Below are 23,612 nucleotides of genomic sequence, written 5' to 3' on the forward strand. Positions count from 1 at the left end.
GCGCTCCCTGCAAAGGGTCGAGTGCTCTCATTCCTCTACCTCCAACGACATTGAGACCGAATGACTGCAGATCACCTCGTAATCATGTTTCATGGCATCGGCGGTTCCGGAGCACAGCTCGAACCACTTGCCGCATCCTGGCAGCGACATCTTCCTAAGGCGCGGTTCTTAACGCCCGATGCGCCGTACCGCACGAGCTACGGTGGCCATCAATGGTTCAAAGTAGATGGTTTGCAATTTGATCCGGTACGTGTCGTGGAGGTACAGCAGGCGCTCGACCGGATAATAGCCGATGCTCTGAAGCGAGAAGGTTTCGCTGATCATTTGGATCGTGTTGCGTTCGTTGGTGTTTCACAGGGGGCGATCGTTGCACTCGATGCTGTTGCTTCTGGAAGATGGAAGGTCGGGGCACTCGTGGCATTCGCCGGACTACTTCCACTGACATCCCTCTCGACCCGGGATAACACGTCTCAGATGCTGCTTGTCCACGGAACAGACGATCGAACGATCCCTCCAATCGCCTCCACCAGCGCCGCGAGAAAGCTTTTTGACGCCGGGTTTTCTGTCGAACTGGAAATTGAGCCGAACGTAGGGCACACGATTTCGTTGACAGGCGCCGAGAAAGCATTGGGCTTTCTGCAAAGGACCTTGGCCGGCTCGACGACCCGTTAATCATTTGGCCTCGCGGGCGTTAGATTATGTCAGCGGAATGCGGAGAGGGTTCATGAGATCAACAAGGATCAGACTGAGCAACTCCCGGCATTGCCGCCCTTCGCATCCGTTATCGGCTTGAAAGCCATTCCGCGCTCAGGTTCAACAGAGTCTCTAATTGTTCGCTGACCAGTCGGGCGGCGCGAAGCGTTGAAATTCCGACCACCTTGTGGCCGTCATCCAATCCCGATATTTGAAAGACATTCTCGGCATAACGACGCCGAAAAGAATTGTAGGGTCGATCGGTTGACTGTTAATCTCGTCGAGGAACCCCGCGATCGGCTATGTAAACCTGGTGGCGGTTGCTGGCGGCCGGCCGAATTACATCCGGCCGCGGTTCGTCGGGACGATCCGAGCTCTTTCAACGCCGACAGGGGATACGTGGCGGCGCTCTCCGAGCCAAATAAAGTCAAAACGCCACAGGCAGCTCAGTGGTCGGATCTCATGTAACGGAACAGGCGCCACTTATTGAGTGATGCCAGACGCCTCCAGCCGCTTTGCCACAGAGACTGGGATTCCGAGCATCGCCGTGGAGGCCAACGCTATCGACAGACCCAGCTTCATCGGGAATAAAAGCAACTGATCGAACAATGCACCGTCAGCGTAAACAGGGGCATCTACGCGGGCCGCTTGTTGAAAAGGCTGGACCACCGCGTCGGCAGCATCTTGTATGTCTGTGCTGCTGACCGGTTCGATACCGGGAATGCCTTTAGGAATCGCTTCACCAAGCTTCAGGTCTGACATAATCGTTTCCTTTCGTGGTTGACGATCCATAAGTACTGCGATGCACAAAAGTTCCAATTGGTGGTGTAGGCGCGTCAAGTTGACGGCGGATGGATTACTCCAGATCAAGCGATTGCTTGAGCTCATCGATTCGTTTTGACGCTTCGGCCTTGGTAACTTCCGCTCCATACGCGTAGGGCTGGTACGCTTCTTCCGACAACGTTTTCAAGTAGGAGCGCTGCGCGCCCGTTATCGGGTCATCACTGCTGACCCAGTCGCCTGGGTCCTTCTGCGTGTTCGACCATGTATCGGTTTAGGCGTTGTCCATTATAACGATCTCCTGAATTTGTTCTCTAAAGGTTCTTTGCTGCTTGATGGTTCCGACGTTTGAGCTATCGGCGCACGGAACTCGTGTGTGGTCTTCTCGTTTCGCCCGTACATTCCAACTTCAAGGAGAAGGGTATTGGCGATCATTGCTACCGCCGCCTGGTCCGTTCCTAAAAAGGTGGCCAACCGGTTTACGCAGGAAGGAAGTGGCCTTACCCGATATGCATCGGTGTTCGACGGTGTTGAGATCAATTCAACTTTCTACCGTCGGCATAAGACGTCTACCTTCGCGCGATGGGCCGCATCCGTCCCGGAAAACTTTCGCTTCGCGGTCAAGATCCCCAGGGAAATCACCCACGTTCGCGCGATGGAGGACATCGCCGAGCCGGTCGATACGTTCCTCAAGGACATCGCACCTCTGGGAGCGAAACGCGGACCGCTGCTTTGCCAGCTGCCGCCCTCGCTGGTCTTCGACGCTGACAAGCTCGATCGCGCGTTCAAGGTGATGCGGACTGCAGATGCCGGTCCAATTGTCATTGAGGTTCGGCATAAAAGTTGGGCATCAGCTGAGGCATTGGACCTGCTGAAGCGATACGCCATCGCGCAGGTTCTTGCTGATCCTGCGGCGGTGTGGCAAGCGAAAGATTTCCAGACGCCACCGAAGTACGTGCGTCTACACGGCAAGCCAAAAATCTATTATTCACGTTACACCGACGGCGAGATCAAGACGTTCCGGGACTTCTTGGCCGCAGACGGCTGGTGCGTGTTCGACAATACCGCGTCGGGGGCTGCGATCGAAAACGCGCTAGGCATGCTCGACATGCGCTGAAGCATACTCCTCATTCTCCGATAAGTGGTGCCGACGCAGCGGTCCATGCGGCAGCAGGCCCTCGACTGTACCGCGACCGGTATTAGCATTTTCGAATTGCCATCACTTGGGTGACAATGCGCTCGAAGAAATTCAGTTGCTCCTCTGCGGTTTCGGTCGAGATCTCAAATATGATCCGATCTTCGCGTCGAACCGCGCTTTTGTGCTCTGCCAGTAAGGCGATCACCTTTGCCGGCGTTGCTCCCGTCAGCGTCACTGCCAGTGCTTTGGGCCCTGCCTCTAGTTTGGCGATCCCGAGCCGTCCTGCAGCTAACTCCAAACGGGATGTTTGAAGTAGCGACAATACCTCCCGTGGTGGCTCGCCGAACCTGTCCTCGATCTCGTCTTCAAGGTCGCACAAGTCGCTTGGTGCGGATGCGCGAAAGAGCTTGGCGTAAAGATTGAGTCTTACAGCCGGATCAGGCACATAGTCCGCCGGTATTATTCGCAAGACACCGAGATTGAGAACGGCGCGCTGCTGGCTGGCCGAAGGCTGCTTACGCAATTTCGCGACGGCGTCTGCCAGCAGCTTTTGATAGAGACCTGTGCCGATAGTCTTCATGTGCCCGGCCTGATCCTCGGCAGCGATGTCGCCGCTGCCGCGTAGGTCGAGATCTCGAAGGCTGATCGCAAGGCCAGCGCCCAGACGATCATTCTCGACCACAGTTGAGAGACGCAGCCGCGTTTCCTCAGCTAACTCCTTCCCTTCTTCCGTTAGAAGCATTGCCACGCCCTGAACTGATGAACGGCCGACACGTCCGCGCAACTGATGGAGCTGTGCCAGACCAAATCGTTCGGCATGCCAAACGAACATTGTATTGGCGCGTGGTACGTCGAGGCCGTTTTCGATAATGTTGGTGGCGAGAAGGACATCGCCGCTACCTTCGGCAAAGCCGACAACCGCCTCGTCGATAACTGCTGCAGGCATCTTGCCATGAACGACTTTGACCGACAGTTCGGGAACTATTTTCCGCAAGATTTTCCCCACGCCGTCGATATCTTCGATCCGGGGAACGACAATGAAGCTCTGCCCGCCACGACGATACTCCCGCATCAGGCCGGTTCGCAGCGACGCATTGTCAAACGTCGCAAGCGAGGTGCGAATGGGTTGGCGCCTGGCGGGGGGTGTCGTCAGAAGGCTTACCGCGTGCACTCCAACCATAGCCATCTGCAAGGTTCTTGGGATCGGTGTCGCCGACATTGTGAGCGTGTGAAGAGACGGGGCTAACGCGTTCATCGCCCGCTTGTCCTTTATGCCAAACCGGTGCTCTTCATCCACGATCAGCAGTGCGAGACGAGCAAAGCGCACGTCTTTCGCAAGGACCGCCTGGGTTGCGACGATCACGTCGATTTCCCCCGCCTCCAGCGCCGCCTTTGCCCGCTTAACCTCGCTTGGCTTGAGCACGCGCGAGAGCATCCCAACCGAGACACCGGTTCCCTCGAAACGCCGCTCAAACGTTGCAAAGTGCTGGCGGGCTAAGACCGTCGTCGGAGCGATGACAACCACTTGCCCACCGGCAAACGCGACGGCTGCTGCGGCGCGCAACGCAATTTCCGTTTTGCCAAAACCGACATCGCCGCAGACTAGCCGATTCATCACCTTTCCGGATGCTAGATCGGAAAGGACAGCCTTGACGGCTTGGGTTTGATCGGGAGTTTCGGCGAAAGGAAAACGCCGTGTGAAAGCAGTAAATTCAGCGTGAGGTGGCACGAAAACCGCTGCCCGCGAAGCCTGCCTTTGCTTTGCGACCTTGAGTAGGTGACGCGCTGTGGACCGGACATCTGCTGCGATCTGTTCGCGTTTTTTCTGCCATGCATCGGTGTGAAGGCGGTCGAGCGTGACAGCCTCGGGTTCAGAGCCATAGCGCCACAGCTTTCCAAATTCCAGCATTGGGACCAGTACGGAGTCCTCGTCGCGATACTCCAAGCGGGCGGCGTCGCGAGAAACACCGTCGACTAAAATGCTCTCCAGGTTTTTCAGAACTCCAACACCATAGTCCTCGTGAACAACGACATCACCTATCCGAAGCTCTGGCTCCGCCAGAAGTGGAACGGAGTTGCTAATCCTGCTGGTTCCGTCGGAAACAGCAACGACGACGACATTCTGCGCCGCATCGATAAACCCTTGTCGTAAGCCAGCGGTGATCTTCAGCAGGCTTCCCGGTTCGGTCTTCACCACGGCTTCCCAGCTCTCAATGGCTGAAGCTGCCGCACCGGTTGCGTTGAGCACGCGCCGGCAAAGTGCACCAGAGGCTTTGCCATTTCCGGCTATCACAACCCTTGATCCGCGTTGGAGGCAGTCCTGCACGAACCTCACCAACACGTTGCGCGTGTTCGCTTTGGCTTTAAGAGGGGGCAGCTCACTGCCTCCCTCGATATCTATTGTAGATGCACGCTTGGCGCGCCGCTCCCAAGCGTTTCGATCAAGGTAAAGGGAGCGAGAGAAGGGAGTGCCCATTTCACCCAAATTTTTGTGCGACTCGTGAGCGTCTTCGATGATCTCCAAATACCGCATAAGCTGATCCGTTGCTCCCGGTGCGAGAAGCATGGGTGCATCGTCAATGATATCGAACACGGTCGGCATATCTTGATAATGGCGCAACAGCCGGCGTTCCATGGTGTCGGTCTTGAGGGGAGCAGCACCTGCGCTGCCCTCGTCAAGAATGGCTTCCGACGCAGGACCGAAAGTTACGCTTTCGAGATAGCTCTCCGTCCGTTGGGAAACGCGGTCAAAGCCACGCAATTCCTCAACTCGATTGTCCTTCGAAAGAACGATCCGCATCGGACCGGGGGCGCCCGCAGGATAGATGTCGATAACATCGTCTCGAACCGCCACTTCACCAGGATCGTCTGCAACGCCTTCTTGCACGTAACCCGTTCTGTGAATGAACATAAAGAACGCATCACGATCAAATGGTTTCCCCACCTCGAGTTCGAACCGGGTGTTTGCAATGACTGATATTGGCGCAATACGTTGAAGCGTGGCGTCGAGGGAGGTCAACAGGATTTTTGGAGCATCACCGAGCGCCTGCCATATCCGCATAGCATCCATCCGCCGACCCATACAATGCGCAGAAGGCGGCACACGATCATAGGGTAGGCAGTCCCAAGGCGGTAAAATAACGAGCGCGAGATTGGGAAAAAGGGCGTTGAAGAATTCTGCAATCTCGGCTGCTTGGCCCTCGTTCATCGCGACATAGCAGAGAGCGCGTTGCGTGCGTTGTAACGATGTGCCTAATCTTGTCGCAATGAAACCTAGCGGGACGTTACCAGCTTGCACGGTCCCAAGCGGAACTTCAGGCACTGACACGGTTCCGATTCCAGACGCAACGCTCACCTAAACCTGCCACTCCATCTATCAGCGCCTATTGCAACTGACTCGCGGTCATTCTGTTCCACTCGCGTGTGGTGAAGTGACGAACGTTGACCCCTAGCGCCGACAACTGACCCTTGTGCGGAATTCGTGATACCGAAATCTACGAAGACGAACGAAACGATACGGTCGCTGCTTACGAGCGTGCATCGGGTTCCGAGGATGTAAACTCGCAGTCTCACGCGTGCTTTATCAAAGTGCGCCAGGATGAGCTTCCCCGCGAGACTAGATTGAGACGACCGCGATTGGCGACGTGACCTCGCGAACTCCAATGACAAGTCTCATTCCAGAATAATCGCCTGCATTTCGTTCGCTGCAGTTGCCATGAATGGATGCGCGTTCGCTGTGGTCGTGTCGCCAGCATGCACGATTGCTACCTGGTAACTGGGATCAGCGGCATCTTCCGTGGAAAAGGATATCAGGTTTTCGTGGGCCGGACGCTGGCAGCGAGACGACAAGTCCTTTGCACCGCCTGATCGGTTCATTCAGGTTGCCGAGGAAACAGGGCTCATTACCGCCTTGTGCGAACACTTGCTACGTCAAGCGTGCACGGACGCGTCAGGATGGCCCGACGGGCTTATTCTATCATTCAACCTCTCGCCCATACAAATTGAAGATCGACTCCTGGTCAGCAGAATTGGCCGAATTTTGCAGGAGACCGGATTGCCAAGTTCCCGGCTCGAAATCGAGATTACTGAAAACGCGTTGATCGGTGATCCTGATCGAGCTGCCAATGTTATCGAGCAGCTTCACGCCGTTGGGATACAGGTGGCACTGGATGATTTCGGGACTGGCTACTCCAGTTTATCACAACTGGCGCGTTTCCAGTTCGACAAGATCAAGATCGATAAAAGCTTCGTCTCCGGGTCCGCTGCAAACCAAAAGAACGAAAAGATCATCGATGCCATCATGGGGTTGGGTCGTAGCCTCAATCTAAAGATCACTGTCGAAGGGATCGAGGAAAACAAACAGCTTGCCTACTTCATGGGGCACGGATGCGACGTAGGACAGGGATATTTGTTAGGAAAAGCAATGCCGTCATTTGAAGTGCTGTCATTCCTAGACGCTTACAGTCAGGCGTTGAAAGCCTGACATGAAAGAGCATCATCCAAAATGAGCAGGAAAGTCTCTTCCATATGGCATGAAGCTCGGAGTTCCAGCGCAAATAGGTAAGCCAACCTGAGGCGTAAGGAGGTTGCCTCGAATACGAGTTAATCCATACCGATGCTTCCGAGCGGCTCTAAGTCATTCATGGCGTGTATAGTATCGGCAAGCACTGATTGAAGATCGTAAACAAGCGCAAGGTCGACTGGACGAAAGTTGGAAAGCAGATCCTCGACCCCCTGGCAAATCGTCGTCGCTCTTGCTGCCCCCGCGCTCGAACAGTTCGACTTCAGGGCGTGCACGAGTTTTTTTGCGTCCGGACCCATGCCGATGATTTCGGCTTTTGCTACATCGAAGGACTGCATAACGTTGTCACGGAACATCCTGAAGACCTTGGAGCGAATATCTGTGCCCGTTGCCGTTCTGATAGTGTCAAACATCTCCAATGCTTCGGGGGACAGAAGCGGCGTCGTTTCGGACCTGTTGCCTGCGTCGTTGGCGACCGCAGATGCAACTTCCGGGCTTTCGCCTATGCCGAGCTCCTGAAACAGAGCTGTAAGCTGGGTGATGTTGAACGGCTTTGAAAGATAGCCGTCCATGCCTGCGTCCCGCCACGGGCCGCTATCTTTACCCATCACATAGCCAGTCAGGGCGACGATGCGGCTCGCGATTGCTTTCATGTTTTGTTCGACCATTCTAATGTGGCGGACCGTTTCAAAGCCGTCCATGCCTGGCATAGAGCAGTCCATAAAAACGATATCGTAGGCTTTATCACGGCAGAATCGGATGGCTGCCTCGCCACTATCGGCAAGGTCGCAGACGATACCGAATGTGCCGAGGGCTTCGCTCAGAACCTCCCGATTGACGGCAATGTCATCAACCGCCAGCACTCGCAGATGGGAAAGATCGATCGGCACGGGCTTTGCGCTTTGATGAGCCTTGATATCAAGCTCGGTTATCATTCCGGCTTCTATGGCGCGGCAAAGCTGATCGAACATTTGTCTTGAAATCGGAGCAGGCAGATCTATTACCGTATGCCCTCCCGGCAAGGGTCTTGTCGTTGCGGCAAAGGGTCTAACTAGCAGCACGGGTACAGAAGCGTCGCCACAGAAGCTCGCAACATCATCGGCCGCTCCGAGGATCAGCACATCATGCGGATCCTGCACATCGGTAGTCACCTTCAATCCTCGGGCTTCCAGAGCGCTGGCAAGTGCGTTCCGGCTAATTTTGTCATTATCGACAATTGCCGCCGTCAGGTTCTTTATCGCCGTGAACGGTGCTGCTTTTTCCACAACTTGGAGCGGCAAGGCGACGATGAATTTGGAGCCAAGACCGACCGTGCTTTCCACGCGAATTTCACCACGCATCAGTTCGGCAAGCTGCTTTGAAATCGATAGCCCGAGCCCCGTTCCGCCAAATCTCCGGGTGATGCTGGAATCGGCTTGGGAGAAGCGGGTAAAAATGCGATCTATTTGCGATGCTTCGATGCCAATACCGGTATCCTCGACAACGACCGTGATCCCATCTCGCGGATCGGTTAAGACATTAACTGCAATCTTAACCCCGCCGCTTTCGGTGAATTTGAGGCCGTTATTGACGAGATTGCTCAGTATCTGGGTCAGCCGGACAGGATCGCCCAAAACTCTAATCGGCACATCCGGCGCGACGAAAACCGCAATAGACAGACCTTTTTCCCGGGCTCGCTCAGCGAAAAGACAGGCAACATCCTCGACGATCGCATCGAGCGAGAATTCGATGTTCTCCAGCTCGATCTTCCCGGACTCGATTTTCGAGAAGTCGAGGATGTGGTTGATGATGTGCAGAAGGTTTTTACCGGAGCGGGTGATGATATCCGCATAGCGCAAATGCCGAGGCGATAGAGGAGCTGCCGCAAGCATTTCGGCCATCACCAGCATACCGTTCATCGGAGTGCGTATTTCGTGGCTCATTGTCGCAAGGAACGTCGACTTCGCCTCGTTAGCGGCATCGGCCTCTTCCTTGGCGAGACGCAACTCCGCGGTCCGTGTCTCGACTGTCTCTTCTAGGGTCTCGCTGTGTTTGCGCAAAAGTTGGTCCCTGTCATCGATATGACGGAACATCTCGTTGAAGGCATCGACAAGAACACCAACCTCGTCATTACGGGTCTTGCGCAGTCGCCGGGTTAGATCCGAGCGAAGGCCGATGTCACGAAACTCGTCCGAGAGAGCGGTAAGCGGTCGTACAACGCGAGCGATCTGCCTGCGTGCGATGAAGGAAGTCACAAACACCAGAGAAAGTCCGAGCGATACAGAGTAACCGAAAGCACGCAGATATCGGTTCAAAAGGCCAGTGACTTCGGCATGAAGGACGAGCGACCCGATCTTTCTTCCGGCTTTGCGGATTTCCGCATCTACTTCGACGGATGTCGGTAGTGCAAACATCGATGTGCCAGAGCCAACGAGACTCGCACCTGCCCCGATCTCAGCCAGAACATCACCTCGTTCCGTCCTAGCCGCGATATAGACGACGTCCGTAAGCTCCCGGACGCCACGCAGGACTTCCATAACCTTGCGCGGGTCATGCGCAAGCGCCGCTTCACTGGAAGCTGCCGCGAATGCATATGCGGCGCTCTGGTAGCGAAGGGTCTCGTTCTTTACCGCCTGTCGATAGTCAAGGAAGAGAAAAAGGCCGACACTCGCAGTCACACCAAATGTGGCGGCCGTGACGACGACCGTAGAGACGCGCGTGGCAATGGAATTGCTTTTCTTCACCGGATCATCCCTCGTCTTTTCTGTAAGATGACAAAGAAGCGTTAATCCTTCTTAGAAGATTGGCGTTCCTTGAGTGACGGCACTCTACCGCGCCAGCGTTCCGTAAGGACTTATTAGACTTTATCCGGTTGTCTGACATGGGTAGGAGATGCCATGCCGAAGCCGCTCAATTGTCTCATCGTTGATGACGATCCGATGTACTCGGTCGTGGCGAGCAGCATATTGGCGTCGCTCACCACAGGCTTTATCGAGACTGCCGGCAGCGGAAGCCTGGGTCTAGAAAAATTGCGCGGTTCGCTCAATCCAGTCGATCTCGTATTCCTTGATCTCAACATGCCCGATGTCGACGGGCTAGCTTTCATGCGCGCTGCTGCCGAAGCAGGCTATTGGGGGCATGTCGTTATATCCAGCGGTGAATCAAATGCGGTTCTTCGCTCCGCAGAGGCAATGGGGAAGATGCTGGGCATTTCCCTGTTGGGTACGCTCAAAAAACCTCTAACTGTCGAAAGTGTTGCCGACATTCTCGATCGGTCCAAGATTGCGAATGCGAAACCAGCGTTTGACGTTGGTGATGGAGCCACCGACTTTGAGCTAACGCCCTACTATCAGCCTCAATATCAGTTGCAGGGACATCGTCTCGTCGGGTTTGAAGCACTCATTCGTTTAACGGCCAAGGATGGGCAGGTAAGTGGCCCGAACCAACTTTTCGCAAACATCAAACAACCGGGTGAACTCGCCTCAATATCACTGGCCATAGCGGAAAAGGTTCTGACGGAATCCCAGGATTGGCTTCGGCGGGGAGGCGGACCTGACATTTCGATAAATTTCGATGCCTCCGTGCTGGAAATGCCTGATGTCGTTCTAGCGCTTCAAGACCATGTGAAGAAGTTTAATGTCGTGCCTGATCGACTTTGTCTTGAGGTAACGGAGAAATCATTACCAAAGGATCCTTCCCGGCTGGTTGAATCACTGACAAGATTGCGGATGGCGGGTTTTCGGTTGTCGCTCGATGATTACGGCATGGGGGCATCCAGTTTTGAGCTGCTTCGGCTCTGTCCTTTCTCTGAGATCAAGGTTGATCGATCCATCATTGCGGCATGCACGACCGACCACGTCACTCGAAAGTTTCTGCATGCGGTGGCAGGGTTGGCGCGCGACCTTGAACTTGCTTCCGTAGCGGAGGGTGTAGAGACTCGGGAAGAACTCGCCGAAGTAGAGGCCGCTGGAATGCAACGTGTGCAGGGCTTCCTATTCTCACGACCAGTTCCACCCTATCAGGCTATCGATTTGATAGGTGAGACGCTGTGAACACCGGTCTGTTATGCCAGCTGTTGTCTAAACTTCCAAGCTTGGTACGCTCTCGTGATGGCAATTTTGCATTGATGGGCGCTTTGACATTGCCACTTCTACTGGCGCTAGGGGGAGGTGTAGTCAACGTCAATTCTTACTTTGCCGACAGATCAGCGTTACAGAGCGTGGCAGATGCTGCAGCGCTTGCTGCAGCGAAGGAAGCCTCGCTAAACGGCTGGTCCAAGACGTCCGCGCTTTCGGTCGCGCAAGGTTATTTGATGGCTCATCGGGATGCGCGGGAGCCGCTGCCTTTGCTTGAAGTTGAGGTAGATCCGACGCTCAAGCAGGTTAAGGTCACGGTCGTACAGGATCATAAGTCTTATTTCGTTGCGGGATTCTTCGCCGACACCCCAAATATTGTTGTTTCCTCTACCGCCCGCACGAACAGTTCATCCAATATTTGCGTTATCGGCCTTGAGAAAACGGGCACGGCTACAATATCGCTTGAAACAAATGCGGTTATCTCTGCGGACCGCTGTGCAGTTTATTCGAATTCATCAAGTGTGTCGGGGTTGACGTCTACAGGAAACGCAAGCTTGTCCGCGCAATTGACGTGCACAACAGGTGGATACGTCGGCGCCTCAAAAAATTTCAAGAACGGACTGCCACTGACAGATTGCCCGGTCGTAATCGACCCTCTGGCCGACCGGCCAATGCCGGAGGTGACCTCATGCACAAAACAGAATGCCGACTATCAACATTACAGGGGAACGCTTCAGCCGGGGACTTATTGTGGCGGTCTAATTATTCGATCAAGCTCCCAGGTCAGTCTTCAGCCGGGAGTTTACATCATCAAAGATGGTCCGCTGGTGGTTGAAGCAAACTCTGCAGTCAATGCCAAGGGTGTCGGATTTTTCTTCACGGGTGAAGATGCAAGACTGCTATTTGCCAGTGGTTCAAGCGTCGACATAGAAGCGCCTGTCAAGGGGCCGCTTGCCGGCATAGCAATGTTTCAGGATCGGGAAAGTGCTGAACAGGATTTCGTAATTACCAGCAACGATGCAAGAAAACTCATCGGTACCATCTATCTTCCAAATGGAAACCTCATCATCGATGCCAATAATAAGGTGGCAGATGAATCAGCTTACACTGCAATTGTCGTGAAGCGTCTGCGCCTTTCCAAAGGACCCAATCTGGTGCTGAACACCGACTACGAGCAAACGCTCGTCCCGGTTCCGGAAGGCGTTGGCCCCCAGGCATCAAATGTTCGGCTGCTTCGATAGACCTAGAGTTTTTTCTGCGATGCCAACATAACGTGATGGAATCTTCACCTCTGATAAACACGATAGAACGTGTTCGCGTTTTGAAGGCGTAAACAGGTATACCGGCTGACGGCTAGTCTCGCCTTGGAATTGGTAGAGATCCCTATCTCGCAGTTTCGGCAAAGTTTGCTTTGCGAGACTGTTTGAAGGCAACGAACTTGCTATCGTCGTTCCTCTGGAAGACGGCCGCACTAGGCAAACCTGCGGTGGTTCCGCAGCCTTGATTGCCGCAAGCGGCCTGATAGCTGGCATTTGAGCATCGATCATTAACGCGGTAAGCCGGTCCGCCGTTTGCTTAATCATCTAGCTGAACGAGCCTGAAAAATTGGCGATCTGTACTCAAGGCAATCAATTCGCAACCACTAAGAGGTGCGGGGCATGCGACAGAGCCCACATCGCTACGGCGACCATATTTCGTTGTTTCGGCGAGCCGCCGGACACTAGGCTCGCCACGCCGCAGAGATGAGTTCCTTGACCGCGCGGTTGGGAAACTGGCGCTTGACGGTGAGTGCGACGAAACTTTCGCGAATTCCTGGCAAGGGCACGACTTCTACCAATGCATTCGCGAATAGCTCGTCGCGGACCACAATCGGAGGTAACGGCGCGATCCCGATTCCCTCGCGGGCCATGAGGCGGAGCATCGCCATGTCATCGACCTCCGCAACGATCACGGGTTTGACGGAAAGTCGCTGACACAAAGCGTCGAACTCGATGCGGATGTTATTGGCACGGGTAGGGAGGATAACAGGTTGCCCATTAAGTGCGTCCCCTATTGAGCTGCCGACATAACCCAGGTGGGGCGCCGCAAACAGGCTGATCGTTTGCTGGGCAAGCGGATGCACCACGATCCCTGACGCACCTTGCGGCAACCCATTGCACAGCACTACATCAAGGTCGAGACTTCGCAGTTGAGCCTCAAGTTCTGGAAGACTACCGGATGTAAGAACGATTTCCAGATCGGGCCGGCCCAGGCAGGGCTTGAGGAACTCGATCTGGAAGTTGCGAGACAAAGTTGCAAGGGCTCCGACGCGGAGTATGTGGCGGCGCCCCTCTGCACGCAGTGTTGCAACGAGATCTTCACCGACAGCAAAGATTGTGTTGGCATGTTCGAGTGCTATGCGGCCAGCCTCCGTTAAAACCAAGAGCCTCCCAGTGCGCTCAAATAACGGATGACCCAGCCGCTCCTCAAGAACCCGTATTTGCGTCGAAAGAGCTGATTGCGAGATGGCTAGCCTCGCCGCGGCACGCGTGAGGTTTCCCTCTCGTGCCACCTCCCAGAAATAGCGCAGGTGACTGAAGTTAAGTATGCTCATAGTTCGTTTTTATAGAACGTTTCGTTTTAAACAATGAATTTATCAGAATGATCATAGTCGCATATATCGCGCATAACTGTGGCTAGTGGTGAAACGATGGACACTCTTTTTTCTCCTATGATTCTATTTTTCGCGCTCGGTGGGTTCGCAGCGCTCCTACGCAGCGATCTCGTAGTACCAGAGACAAATCAGCAGAGCGGTCGCACTCTATCTGATGGCAGCCATCGGGTTGAAGGGTGGTGTTCAATTGTCGGAGTCAGGTTATAGCCATGAGCTATTCATTGCAGGGGTCTTGGGAGTTGTTCTGAGCCTACTGCTGCCGCTTCCAGCATTTTGGTTTGTCAGCCGGATTGGTAAGCTGGATCGCACGAACGCTGGCGCTATCGCCGCACATTACGGCTCGGTGTCAGTCGTGACATTTGTTACAGGTGTTGAAGTGTTCGAAGCGGTTGGCCTGGCCGCAGACGGCTTCATGGTGGCTGTGATGGCGCTCATGGAAGCTCCAGCAATTCTGGTGGGAATTTGGTTGGCCCGAGCCGGAACACCATCGCGGCAAGGTAACGGCGCTCGTGACGTCGTCGAAGCTTTTAGCAATGGATCGATTATTCTTCTCGTCGGAAGCTTTTCGATTGGTTTGGCTGCGGGCCGCGAAGGCTTTTCTCCCGTGGCGCCGCTTTTCGAAGGTGGCTTCAAGGGAATGTTGTGCCTTTTCTTGCTCGATATGGGGCTCGTGGCCGGCCGTCAGCTGCTTGGGACACGTTGTCTCACACCCAAGCTGGTGGTTTCTGCCGTTGTCTTGGCCGTTTTTAATGGTGTCGCTGGCGTCGTCTTTGGAACGTTTGCCGGGCTTGAAGCAGGATCCGCTGCAGCTCTAGGGATTCTCGCTGGAAGCGCAAGCTACATTGCCGCTCCGGCCGCGGTTCGGCTCGCGATCCCAACCGCGAACGTGGGGTTGCCGCTAGCGATGTCTTTGGGTGTAACGTTCCCCTTCAACATCATGTTCGGGATTCCGGCTATCATCGCTGTGGCGCGGTGGTTAGGCTAGACCGCGTACTCGAAAGCCGTGCAACCAAACCGCTGTTGGAACTCCACATCACTTTCGCAGTTGGAATAACAAGTAAACTTAACGGGTTTCCAATTGCCGGACGCATTCATCTACACAATCGGCGACGTTTCCAACCTGACAGGGGTTCCAAAGCAAACCCTGGATGCATGGGAACGGCGCTACGGCCTATTGCAGCCTTCAATAGGTCTAAATAATCGGCGGCTTTACAGTATGCGGCAAGTTGCTCGCGTTCATTTGCTGAGGGATTGCGTAGAAGGCGGGCAGCGGATTAGTACGCTGGTTCATCTGTCCGACGCCCAGTTGCGCCACTTGGCCCGCCGCGACACAGCGAGTGAGGTTCAAATTCAAAAACTCATTAGTCTCGTCGCGGAGATGAAGGTGGATGAGCTTGAGGCATCACTCGGGCTGCATCTCCTGACGATGGGCACGATACTTTTCGTGGAAGAGCTTGTTGTGCCAGTCATGGAGGAAGTGGGAAAACGATGGGAAAACGGTTCGATACCCGTCGCTGCTGAACACCTTTTAACTGCCTCGGTCAGAAACCTCCTTGTTTCAACGTTGCGTTTGGCCGGCCGTAGAGGTTCGAAAAAGCGGGTAATGTTCGCCACTCTTGACGGTGAACATCACGAAATCGGCCTACTGTCGTCTGCACTGATTATGGTCAATCATGGAGTAGACCCACTCTACCTTGGGACGGGTGTGCCTGCAAAGGAGGTTGCGTGCGCGGCCTCAAAGACCGGTGCTGTCACCGTGGTGATTGGCTCGACCATGGCAGATGCCGATCTATTTGCCGAAATCTTACTGGATGTACGTCGGCAACTCCCTCAGCAAATCTCGATCATCGCCGGTGGCAAGCCGGCAACGCATATTCGATGGCAAACGATTGAAGGCGTAGCTGCATTCGACTCGATGTCAGGCTTGAATGATTACATGAAGCGAGGGGGATTTGACGCGTCTTGAGAAAAAAGCGCGTAAAAGAAACCAATCGCGATTTCTAATCCTCTTCCGTCTGCATTCGTCGCGCTTGCAGACGAGAAAACATAATGATCGGCTGCGTATCGCCGCCAAACGCGGACTTTGCAGAGCAGCCATTGCTGTCGTGATTTTTTCCTCCGCCATCACTAAATGCTCCGCTTATCACTTCGTAAACCTTACACCCTCTGATTAGAGGCACGGCTCCTTGTAAAGAAGCCATTGATCTCACTGGGGTTGGTCATGAAAAATATATCTATCATTGGAAAGTTCATGTCGGTCATGGCGGTTTTTGGCGCCTTCTCCGTCGCAGTCGCGTTGTATGCCGGCTTTCAGCTTAAAAGCATCGATACCGGTTACAGTAATCTTCTTGCGCGGGAGGCTGCTACGGGCACGAATACCGTCCGTATGAACAGGGCGCTGCAATCGGCTCGTGCCAGCATCGGCGACATCATCATGTCGCGGACGGAAGAGGCTTCAAGCACCGCAACGGCCGACCTGGAGTTAGCGAGAGCTGATTTTGAAAAATTTGCTGATGCGGCAATAAAAGCCTCTCAAAATGATCCGGAACTGCAGGCGCTCAAGGCGGAAGGCCTTAAGCTGCTTGATGTGGTCTGCAAAGGAACAATCCTTCGCGGAGCGGCCGCTCGTGACGATACGACCATAGCTGCTGCCCAGACAGAATTTCTTGCGCAATGTCAGCCGGGATTGAAGCAGATCAGTGCCCAGTTCATTTCCAAAACGAAAGCGGTAGTGGACAGTGCGGAGGCAGGTAGCGGCTCGCTTTCAGAAACCTCCGACGTAACGGTCACCACGACGATTACACTTGTGCTTGTGGGGCTTGCGCTGGTGGTCGCAGGTGGCTTCTTCGCCATGCGGATCTGGTTGGTCCATCCAATCAAGAAACTGGCGGATACGATGGTTGGTCTTGCCGATGGTGATCTGTCAATTGCGGTTGAGGGTGTAGAACGAAAGGACGAGATCGGAGGCATGGCTAAGGCCGTGCAGATCTTTAAGGAGAACGGTTTGGCAGCCCGCGAGCTTGAGCGCGAGGCGAATGCCCAGCGCGACATGACTGAAGAGGAGCGCCGTCGCAACGCAGAGAAGGACCGTGCTCGCGCGGAAGATATGGCGCATGCGACGGATGGTTTGGCTAACGGCCTCAAACATCTTGCCTCCGGAGATCTTACGTTTCAGCTCCAAGAAGCCTTTGCGGCGGATTTTGAAAGCTTGCGTTCTGACTTTAATGGCGCGGTGGCTCAGCTTTCTCGGACACTTGCAGCTGTTTCACAATCCACGACCTTGATCGATGGTGGTACGCGCGAGATCAGCCAGAGCGCGCAAGATCTCGCCAAGCGAACGGAGCAGCAAGCGGCTTCGCTCGAAGAGACGGCAGCGGCATTGGACCAGATAACGACAAATGTTGCTAATTCATCGAAGCGCGCAGAAGAGGCTCGATCCATAGCCGCACAGGCCAATGCAAGTGCCGCTCAGTCCGGAGCTGTTGTCGCAAACGCGGTAAACGCCATGCAACGCATAGAACAGTCCTCAAACCAGATCGCCAACATCATCGGGGTGATCGACGAGATTGCGTTCCAAACAAACTTGCTCGCCCTTAATGCGGGTGTCGAGGCAGCGCGTGCTGGTGAAGCCGGCAAGGGGTTCGCGGTCGTTGCCCAGGAGGTTCGAGAACTTGCGCAGCGCTCTGCGCAGGCGGCCAAAGAGATCAAAGGGTTAATCCAGAACTCTACTGTAGAGGTCTCGGGTGGCGTGAAACTTGTCAGTGACACCGGCGAGGCGCTTAAAGCAATTGAAAAATTCATTGTCACCATCAATGAGCATATGGAGGCGATTGCAACCTCTGCACGTGAGCAGTCGGTCGGGCTTGCCGAAGTGAACACCGCCGTCAATCAAATGGATCAGGTGACGCAACAGAACGCGGCGATGGTGGAAGAAAGCACGGCCGCAAGTTCTTCGCTCGCAACTGAAGCTGTGAAGCTGAAGGATTTGGTTGGTGAGTTTCGGCTGCCTGCGGTAGGTGCGGACCGTACGTCAATGCCGCGCAGCGCGCCGTTTGCCGTTAGCCAAGACCAAAATCCCGCTCCTTCGCCAGCGCGCAAACTCGTGAACAGGATTGCAGGCAGTTTCGGCTCATCGGCGGTTGTACATTCAAACTGGGAAGAGTTCTGATAACGTCGTTTTGCAGCTCGGCTTGGTACCGTACTCCTTTCGTCAACGCGTTGCGCTGACCGCCCCATCCGCGAAAGTCGCGGATGGGGTTCGTTATGCCGCCTTTGTGACCAGGTTAAGCGGAACGATATCATGAGTGAGAATTTTAACCTGTTACGCTGACCCAACCTTCGCATTGGGGTGTTCGCCTATGGCGCGAAATGATCACTTTTGAGCAGGAGTAACGTTTGTGCTAGTTCATGGATGGGAGGTAGATACCTATGCTGTTGCCTTGGCAGGCGCCGGCTTCCTGATCGCTCTCGTTGTATGGCTACCACTTGCGTTGAAACGTCTTCCTCTTTCGCTCCCAATTGTTTGCCTCTTCCTTGGATGGCTTATCCACCTCTTACCGCAAATGGAGCTCAATCCATCACCCGCCTTGCACTCCGTCGTGACCGAGCGCCTCACCGAATTCGTGGTTATCGTCGCCTTGATGGGAGCGGGCTTGAAGATCGACCGCCGTTTTTCATTTAAGAACTGGGGAGTGACGTGGCGATTACTCCTGATCACTATGCCAATCAGCATCATCGCGATCATGATGATCGGCACAAGTGTGTTGGGTCTGAGCGTGGTGGGAGCGCTTCTTTTGGCATCCAGTCTTGCACCGACTGATCCTGTTCTTGCGGCCGACATTCAGGTGGCGGGGCCCCAGGAAGGTGGCGAAGACGCAGTCCGCTTTGCACTAACGTCCGAGGCGGGCCTAAATGACGGCTTGGCATTTCCATTCGTAAACCTAGCCATTGTCCTTAGCATCGCGGCGACCACTGGCCAGTCTTGGATTGGTGAATGGGTGACCCTGCACGTATTGTGGGAAATAGCTGCCGGAATCGGATGCGGATGGGTCGTTGGAAAACTTTTCGGCTGGATAACATTTAAAATGCCGGGTGATACCCTAGCGAAAACAGGTGATGGCTTGGTGGCAATCGCCGCAACCTTTGTGTCCTACGGCTTGTCGGAGATGCTTCACTGCTACGGCTTCTTCGCGGTTTTCGTGACTGCCTTGACGCTCCGTAACTCGCACAGGGATCACGATTTTCAGCGTGACATGCATGACATCACCGAGCAGATCGAGCGTATTGCGATGATGCTGATGTTGCTTGCGTTTGGCGGTGCTGTTGCAAATGGTTTATTGGCGCAAATTGGTTGGCGTGAGATCGCCGCCGCGTTGCTTATCTTGCTCGTCGTGCGGCCAGTGGCCGGAATGATTGGACTTATCGGGATGCAGGCCGTCCGAGGAGAGAAGCTCACTATCGCGTTCTTCGGGATCCGCGGCGTGGGATCGTTCTACTATCTCGCATACGGCATCAACCACGGAAATTTCGAGGAGGACGAAAGGCTCTGGGTTGTGCTTTCGCTCATCGTGCTCGCTTCAATTTTGATGCATGGCCTTACCGTTACGCCAGTGATGACAAGGCTGGATCGGCGGCAGGGACGCAGCGCCTGATCGGTCACATTTCGGTTGATGTTAGTGATGGTAGATGAAAAGTCTATACTGGCTGATCCGCGGGATCTCCGAACAATCGAATTACGCTTAGCGTGTAATGCTTTGTACCGAGCCCGTCCGCTGGAGTAGCAGTACGCGACCTTATTGTCGGGAAAACCAGTTTACTGATCTATAAGTCGTCTGCGCTATTCTGTCCTTGGCTTTGGTTTGAAGATCGGTATCCTAAAATGACAACTCGACGCAATGTTGCCGCGACCGTCGCTAAATTCGCCGAGGCGACAAATTACGCTCTGATTTCCATCGACAGCGAAGGCAAGATCGAGTTCGTGAACCCTTCTGGGTGCGCACTATTTGGATATGAACGTGACGAGATGATGGGGCATCCGATCACGATCATAATCCCGGAGCGAATGCGCGGCTCGCATATGATGGGTTTCGCGAGGGCAGCGGCTGGCGCGGCACCGAATCTTGGCGGAAAAACCGTAGAAGTCTTTGCCCTTAGAAAAGATGGAAGCGAATTTCCGATCGAAATTACGCTGTCGGTCTGGCGTGACAGGAAGGGGTTTAGCGCCGGCGCAATCATAAAGGATATCTCGGAGCGGCGAGACCGAGAGAGCCGCTTGCTGCGCCTGGCATCTCAAGACGATCTGACAGGATTACACAACAGACACCAGTTCATGCAGATCCTCGACGATAGCCTCCAAAACGGAGAGGGAGCGGCCGTAATTCTTATTGATCTTGACGGATTTAAAGATGTAAACGACTCCCACGGGCACGCCGTCGGGGACGCTTTGCTTCAAGCTGTTGGTGTACGCCTCCCGTATCTCCTTGAGCCTACAGCCGCAATCGCCCGCCTCGGCGGTGACGAATTCGCGGTGTTTTTGCCAGGAATGGCCGATCCGCTCGCTCTACAAAAAGAAGCTGCGAAAATCCTTGATGCGTTCCGACGGCCGTTCAATCTCGGCGGGCTCGTGCTCGACTTGGCTAGCAGCATAGGCATAGCAATATCACCCCACCATGGACGTGATAGTTCAGAGTTAGTGGCCAGCGCGGACTTTGCGCTTTACCGTGCCAAGAATGCAGGTGGTCGCTGTTCCCGGTTATTCGATCACACCATGCGTGGGGAAGCCAATGCCCACCGCACAACACGCGACGAACTGCGGACTGCCCTGAGAGAAGGGCAACTCGCTATGTACTATCAACCCCAAATCAACCTCCCGACTAAAGAGGTAATTGGATTCGAAGCCCTTATCCGATGGCATCATCCTGTAAAAGGTTTGCTCACTCCTGGAGCGTTTCTTCCTTCGCTTGAGCAGAGTGCCCTTGCATTGGAAATCGGGTGGTGGACGTTAGACCAAGCTTGCGCGCAAATTTCACGTCTTAACAGATCTGGTTCAACGTTCCGGATTGGCGTGAACCTGTTTCCCTCCCAGTTCCGCGCTTTGAACTTGCGCGACAAGGTTGAGGCAGCCATCTCGAAACATGCCATTCGCGCGTGCGATTTGGAATTAGAAATCACTGAGGAAGTTGCATTAAGCTCGGACGACCGCTCTCTCCAAACACTTTGCGAGATCAGGGAAATGGGTGTGGGAATCGCATTTGATGATTTTGGAACCGGTTTTGCGTCCCTGAGCTCACTACAACGGTATCCAATCACCAAACTGAAAATTGACCGAAGCTTTGTCTGCAACATTCAGTCAAGCAAATCCGACGCGGCTATCGCTCGTGCGTTAATTTCATTGAGCCGCGATCTTGGCGTTGAGACGATCGCTGAGGGGGTCGAGACCGATGAGCAGGAAGAGATGCTGCAATCACTGAGCTGCCCTTTAGCGCAAGGATTCAGATACGGTCGGCCTATGGCTGAAAATGAGCTCCGATCTTATCTCGAAAGCCGCGCCATCGAGCCGTTGAAAAGAAACTTTTTGTGAACATGTCAGGTATCCTGACGACATAGCCCGCGAGCGTTAGCCCAACCAGTCCCCGCGTCATGTAGAGATCGCCCGATTTGGGCCACCGGCTAAGTCGGTCTATCCGACCACAGAACCTACCGCCACAATAGCGGCGGCGATGATGAGTGGTTATGGAGCTGGACACGAGCTGCGACACAGTCCCAATGAATAGGTTTAGAGGGGTTCCTCGGGTTCGATCCTTCGGCGTGAGCGAGGCGCATATTGAGAAGAACCTTCTGCAAAAGTTTCCAGCCTACCTGCGTATTTCCCGCGTCAAACGCGGAACCTTTATGCTATCGCATTGTTAGATGCGCACGACGGGTGCCCACTCGTCGCGTTCCCTGATGGGGGCGCTTCTCTGTTCCCGGGAAGCGCCCCTTCTTTTTGCGATATTGAGCCAACCCCAATCTGATCTCATTGGCGCTCAAGGAGACGACTGTGAGCCTACTGAGGTCTTATATAGACCCACAGCCGCCCTCCGCACGCTAAAACACCGATATGCAGATGGCGAAGGGCATTGCAAAGACTCATGGAAAGCCGGTTAGACAGCTTAAGATTCCAGACGCGCTCCTGAAACGCTATGTCATCGCGCTTTGGATCGCTGCTTGTGACAGGCATTCCTGCAATCGCGAAGTTTGTCGCGGGCTGTGTCGCCGCTTACGCGCGCTCCCCGATCGACCTTGTCCCGGATTAATCCCAATCCTCGGGTATCCTGATAACCTGCTGCTCGTGCCGCTCGGGCTCGCCTCGCGATCCGCTCATTTCCTACAACTTTGATGGCCGAGTTTCGAGCTCGTGTAGAACGTTGACAGGAGCGGCAAACCAGTTGTGCGAGGCTGTCGGGTATAGTCGCGATCTGGGTGGCCAGCACCGCATCGGCCCTCTATCTACTCTGGCAAAGCCATTCACCAAGCTAACGCAGCGTTATGCGAAACGGCAGACGATTAGTGGGTGGCTAATCCGAAAGTTGTGCTCGCAATCGAAGTTTTAGATTATACCGGACAAGCGATTGCTCAAAAACGTGTCAACCTCGACGTCGTTCTAAAGGAGCGGGTGTCTGAGGTGATACTTCAAGCTCGATGGAACAAGATCTGAAACGCGTTGTTTTAAGCGCTCCAACAAGAGAAGGATGCACTTATGTCGGACGACAAAACCCGCGATATCTTTGTTTATGGCCTGCGCAATGCCCACGCGATGGAAAATCAGGCGCTATCCATCATGAAACCGCAGCTTGAGCGGATTGAGAATTATCCAGAAGTGGCAGCCAAGCTTGAGCAGCATATCCGCGAAACCGAGGGCCAGATCCAGCGCCTTGAGGACATCCTGGGTGGACTAGCAGAAAGCCACTCCTCGCTGAAGGACATGGCCTTGTCTTTCACAGGCGCAATGGCGGCGATGGGCCATTCAATGGCAGGCGATGAGATTCTCAAGAACTCCTTTGCCAACTTCGCCTTCGAGAATTTCGAGATTGCAGCCTATAAATCACTCCTGACGATCGCAGAAGAGGGTGGCTACACCGAAGCATCCACCGGGCTACAGGCGAACCTCCGTGAAGAACAGGCGATGGCGGTATGGCTGGACGAAAACCTGGCAAATGTCACGCTCAAGTTCCTGTCCCTCAAGGAAGCGGGCGAAACGGCTAAGATCTAGTGCTTTGGACTGACCCCACGTGCGGGTCAGTCCACCTCTTCCCGCGGCGCATGCGCGACAGCGCTGATTTCGCTCATCAGCCTGAGGAACGATTGTTCGACAGTGCGCAATTGGCGGGCTCCGAGATCGGCTGGTTGATGAAGGGCCCTGCCCACTGACGAACACCACATCCGAGTAACCGTACTTCCTCCGGCACGCCCTTCACGTCGATCGCCCGGACGGCAAGCTCATAACTGTGCCGCACACTGCGCTGTCCGTTCGCCATCGCGAGCCAATGATGAAGTTCGAAAATCACTGGAGCGTCCAAATGAGTACATGTAACACGGTGTTGAAATTTACCAGGGTAACCAGGATCATTTTCTAGCAGGTGGTTCTTGCGCCTGCCGCAACGCGCGGAGGCGCTCGGTTTTTTGACGATCGGCTTCCGTCCGGCGTTCTTCTTCCTCACTCGCGACCTGCTTCGATTGCTCGAAATTTCCTAGGGCAGACTGCCCCCTGATACGGCGTTTTTTCTCTTCCAT

At 54.5% G+C, this 23,612-nt stretch carries 17 protein-coding genes and 2 pseudogenes; 12 read left to right on the forward strand and 7 right to left on the reverse strand.

The features are described from left to right. Nucleotides 1-60: 60 nt before the first annotated feature. Nucleotides 61-672, forward strand: coding sequence for an alpha/beta hydrolase (locus BLX89_RS20490; protein ID WP_075292834.1), 612 nt, complete (start codon nucleotides 61-63; stop codon nucleotides 670-672). A gap of 504 nt (nucleotides 673-1,176) precedes the next feature. Here BLX89_RS20490 and BLX89_RS20495 read toward each other — a convergent pair. Together BLX89_RS20495 and BLX89_RS25110 are read right to left on the reverse strand one after the other, a co-directional pair. Beyond that, entirely contained in the window at nucleotides 1,177-1,455 is a 279-nt protein-coding gene (locus BLX89_RS20495; RefSeq protein ID WP_245292884.1) for a hypothetical protein, read from the reverse strand. 94 nt (nucleotides 1,456-1,549) lie between these two features. Further along, nucleotides 1,550-1,714: pseudogene (locus BLX89_RS25110) on the reverse strand (DUF3072 domain-containing protein); the annotation flags it as partial. A gap of 183 nt (nucleotides 1,715-1,897) precedes the next feature. Here BLX89_RS25110 and BLX89_RS20505 point away from each other — a divergent pair. Further along, nucleotides 1,898-2,590, forward strand: coding sequence for a DUF72 domain-containing protein (locus BLX89_RS20505; RefSeq protein ID WP_075292836.1), 693 nt, complete (start codon nucleotides 1,898-1,900; stop codon nucleotides 2,588-2,590). 82 nt (nucleotides 2,591-2,672) lie between these two features. Here the strand turns inward: BLX89_RS20505 and BLX89_RS20510 are convergent, their stop codons facing one another. Continuing rightward, a complete protein-coding gene (locus BLX89_RS20510; protein ID WP_075292837.1) occupies nucleotides 2,673-5,819 on the reverse strand; it encodes a DEAD/DEAH box helicase in 3,147 nt (1,048 codons plus the stop codon). A 588-nt stretch (nucleotides 5,820-6,407) separates the two neighbouring features. Here BLX89_RS20510 and BLX89_RS20515 point away from each other — a divergent pair. Further along, nucleotides 6,408-7,094, forward strand: coding sequence for an EAL domain-containing protein (locus BLX89_RS20515; RefSeq protein ID WP_280950596.1), 687 nt, complete (start codon nucleotides 6,408-6,410; stop codon nucleotides 7,092-7,094). Nucleotides 7,095-7,213: 119 nt separating this feature from the next. Here BLX89_RS20515 and BLX89_RS20520 read toward each other — a convergent pair whose 3' ends face one another. Continuing rightward, nucleotides 7,214-9,856, reverse strand: a complete 2,643-nt coding sequence (locus BLX89_RS20520; RefSeq protein ID WP_075292838.1) for an ATP-binding protein — start codon at nucleotides 9,854-9,856, stop codon at nucleotides 7,214-7,216. 153 nt (nucleotides 9,857-10,009) lie between these two features. Between BLX89_RS20520 and BLX89_RS20525 the strand changes: the two genes are divergently transcribed. Then, nucleotides 10,010-11,164: an EAL domain-containing response regulator gene (locus tag BLX89_RS20525; protein ID WP_075292839.1), complete on the forward strand. Its 1,155-nt coding sequence runs from the start codon at nucleotides 10,010-10,012 to the stop codon at nucleotides 11,162-11,164. After that, entirely contained in the window at nucleotides 11,161-12,429 is a 1,269-nt protein-coding gene (locus tag BLX89_RS20530; RefSeq protein ID WP_143523704.1) for a pilus assembly protein TadG-related protein, read from the forward strand. The genes BLX89_RS20525 and BLX89_RS20530 overlap by 4 nt, the downstream gene beginning before the upstream one ends. A 479-nt stretch (nucleotides 12,430-12,908) precedes the next feature. Here BLX89_RS20530 and BLX89_RS20535 read toward each other — a convergent pair whose 3' ends face one another. Continuing rightward, the gene (locus BLX89_RS20535; RefSeq protein ID WP_075292841.1) at nucleotides 12,909-13,781 is read right to left on the reverse strand and encodes a LysR family transcriptional regulator; all 873 of its coding nucleotides are present in this window, start codon (nucleotides 13,779-13,781) and stop codon (nucleotides 12,909-12,911) included. A 187-nt stretch (nucleotides 13,782-13,968) separates the two neighbouring features. On the opposite strand from BLX89_RS20535, the gene BLX89_RS20540 reads away from it, so the two are divergent. The 7 genes and pseudogenes from BLX89_RS20540 (at nucleotide 13,969) to BLX89_RS20570 (ending at nucleotide 23,091) form a co-directional block, all read left to right on the forward strand. Then, the gene (locus tag BLX89_RS20540) at nucleotides 13,969-14,826 is read left to right on the forward strand and encodes a sodium-dependent bicarbonate transport family permease (RefSeq protein ID WP_280950597.1); all 858 of its coding nucleotides are present in this window, start codon (nucleotides 13,969-13,971) and stop codon (nucleotides 14,824-14,826) included. A gap of 93 nt (nucleotides 14,827-14,919) precedes the next feature. Then, complete coding sequence (locus tag BLX89_RS20545; protein WP_075292842.1) at nucleotides 14,920-15,807, forward strand: MerR family transcriptional regulator; 888 nt, start codon at nucleotides 14,920-14,922, stop codon at nucleotides 15,805-15,807. 255 nt (nucleotides 15,808-16,062) lie between these two features. Further along, a complete protein-coding gene (locus BLX89_RS20550; RefSeq protein ID WP_075292945.1) occupies nucleotides 16,063-18,009 on the forward strand; it encodes a methyl-accepting chemotaxis protein in 1,947 nt (648 codons plus the stop codon). A gap of 229 nt (nucleotides 18,010-18,238) precedes the next feature. Next, entirely contained in the window at nucleotides 18,239-19,492 is a 1,254-nt protein-coding gene (locus BLX89_RS20555; protein ID WP_075292844.1) for a cation:proton antiporter, read from the forward strand. A 227-nt stretch (nucleotides 19,493-19,719) separates the two neighbouring features. Continuing rightward, nucleotides 19,720-21,420 carry a putative bifunctional diguanylate cyclase/phosphodiesterase gene (locus BLX89_RS20560; RefSeq protein WP_075292845.1) on the forward strand — a complete coding sequence of 567 codons (1,701 nt, stop codon included), beginning with the start codon at nucleotides 19,720-19,722 and terminating at the stop codon, nucleotides 21,418-21,420. Nucleotides 21,421-21,945: 525 nt separating this feature from the next. Continuing rightward, nucleotides 21,946-22,247, forward strand: a pseudogene (locus BLX89_RS25115) (YkvA family protein); the annotation flags it as partial. Nucleotides 22,248-22,578: 331 nt separating this feature from the next. Then, nucleotides 22,579-23,091 (forward strand): ferritin-like domain-containing protein, encoded by a 513-nt coding sequence (locus BLX89_RS20570; protein WP_075292847.1) that lies wholly within the window; start codon nucleotides 22,579-22,581, stop codon nucleotides 23,089-23,091. 76 nt (nucleotides 23,092-23,167) lie between these two features. On the opposite strand, the gene BLX89_RS24885 is transcribed toward BLX89_RS20570, so the two are convergent. Together BLX89_RS24885 and BLX89_RS24685 are read right to left on the reverse strand one after the other, a co-directional pair. Then, nucleotides 23,168-23,335 carry a hypothetical protein gene (locus tag BLX89_RS24885; protein WP_210187157.1) on the reverse strand — a complete coding sequence of 56 codons (168 nt, stop codon included), beginning with the start codon at nucleotides 23,333-23,335 and terminating at the stop codon, nucleotides 23,168-23,170. Nucleotides 23,336-23,444: 109 nt separating this feature from the next. Then, nucleotides 23,445-23,612 carry a hypothetical protein gene (locus BLX89_RS24685; RefSeq protein ID WP_158025978.1) on the reverse strand — a complete coding sequence of 56 codons (168 nt, stop codon included), beginning with the start codon at nucleotides 23,610-23,612 and terminating at the stop codon, nucleotides 23,445-23,447.

Origin of the sequence: Pararhizobium arenae, assembly GCF_001931685.1 — a bacterium.
In the GTDB taxonomy this organism is placed as follows: Bacteria; Pseudomonadota; Alphaproteobacteria; order Rhizobiales; family Rhizobiaceae; genus Pararhizobium; species Pararhizobium arenae.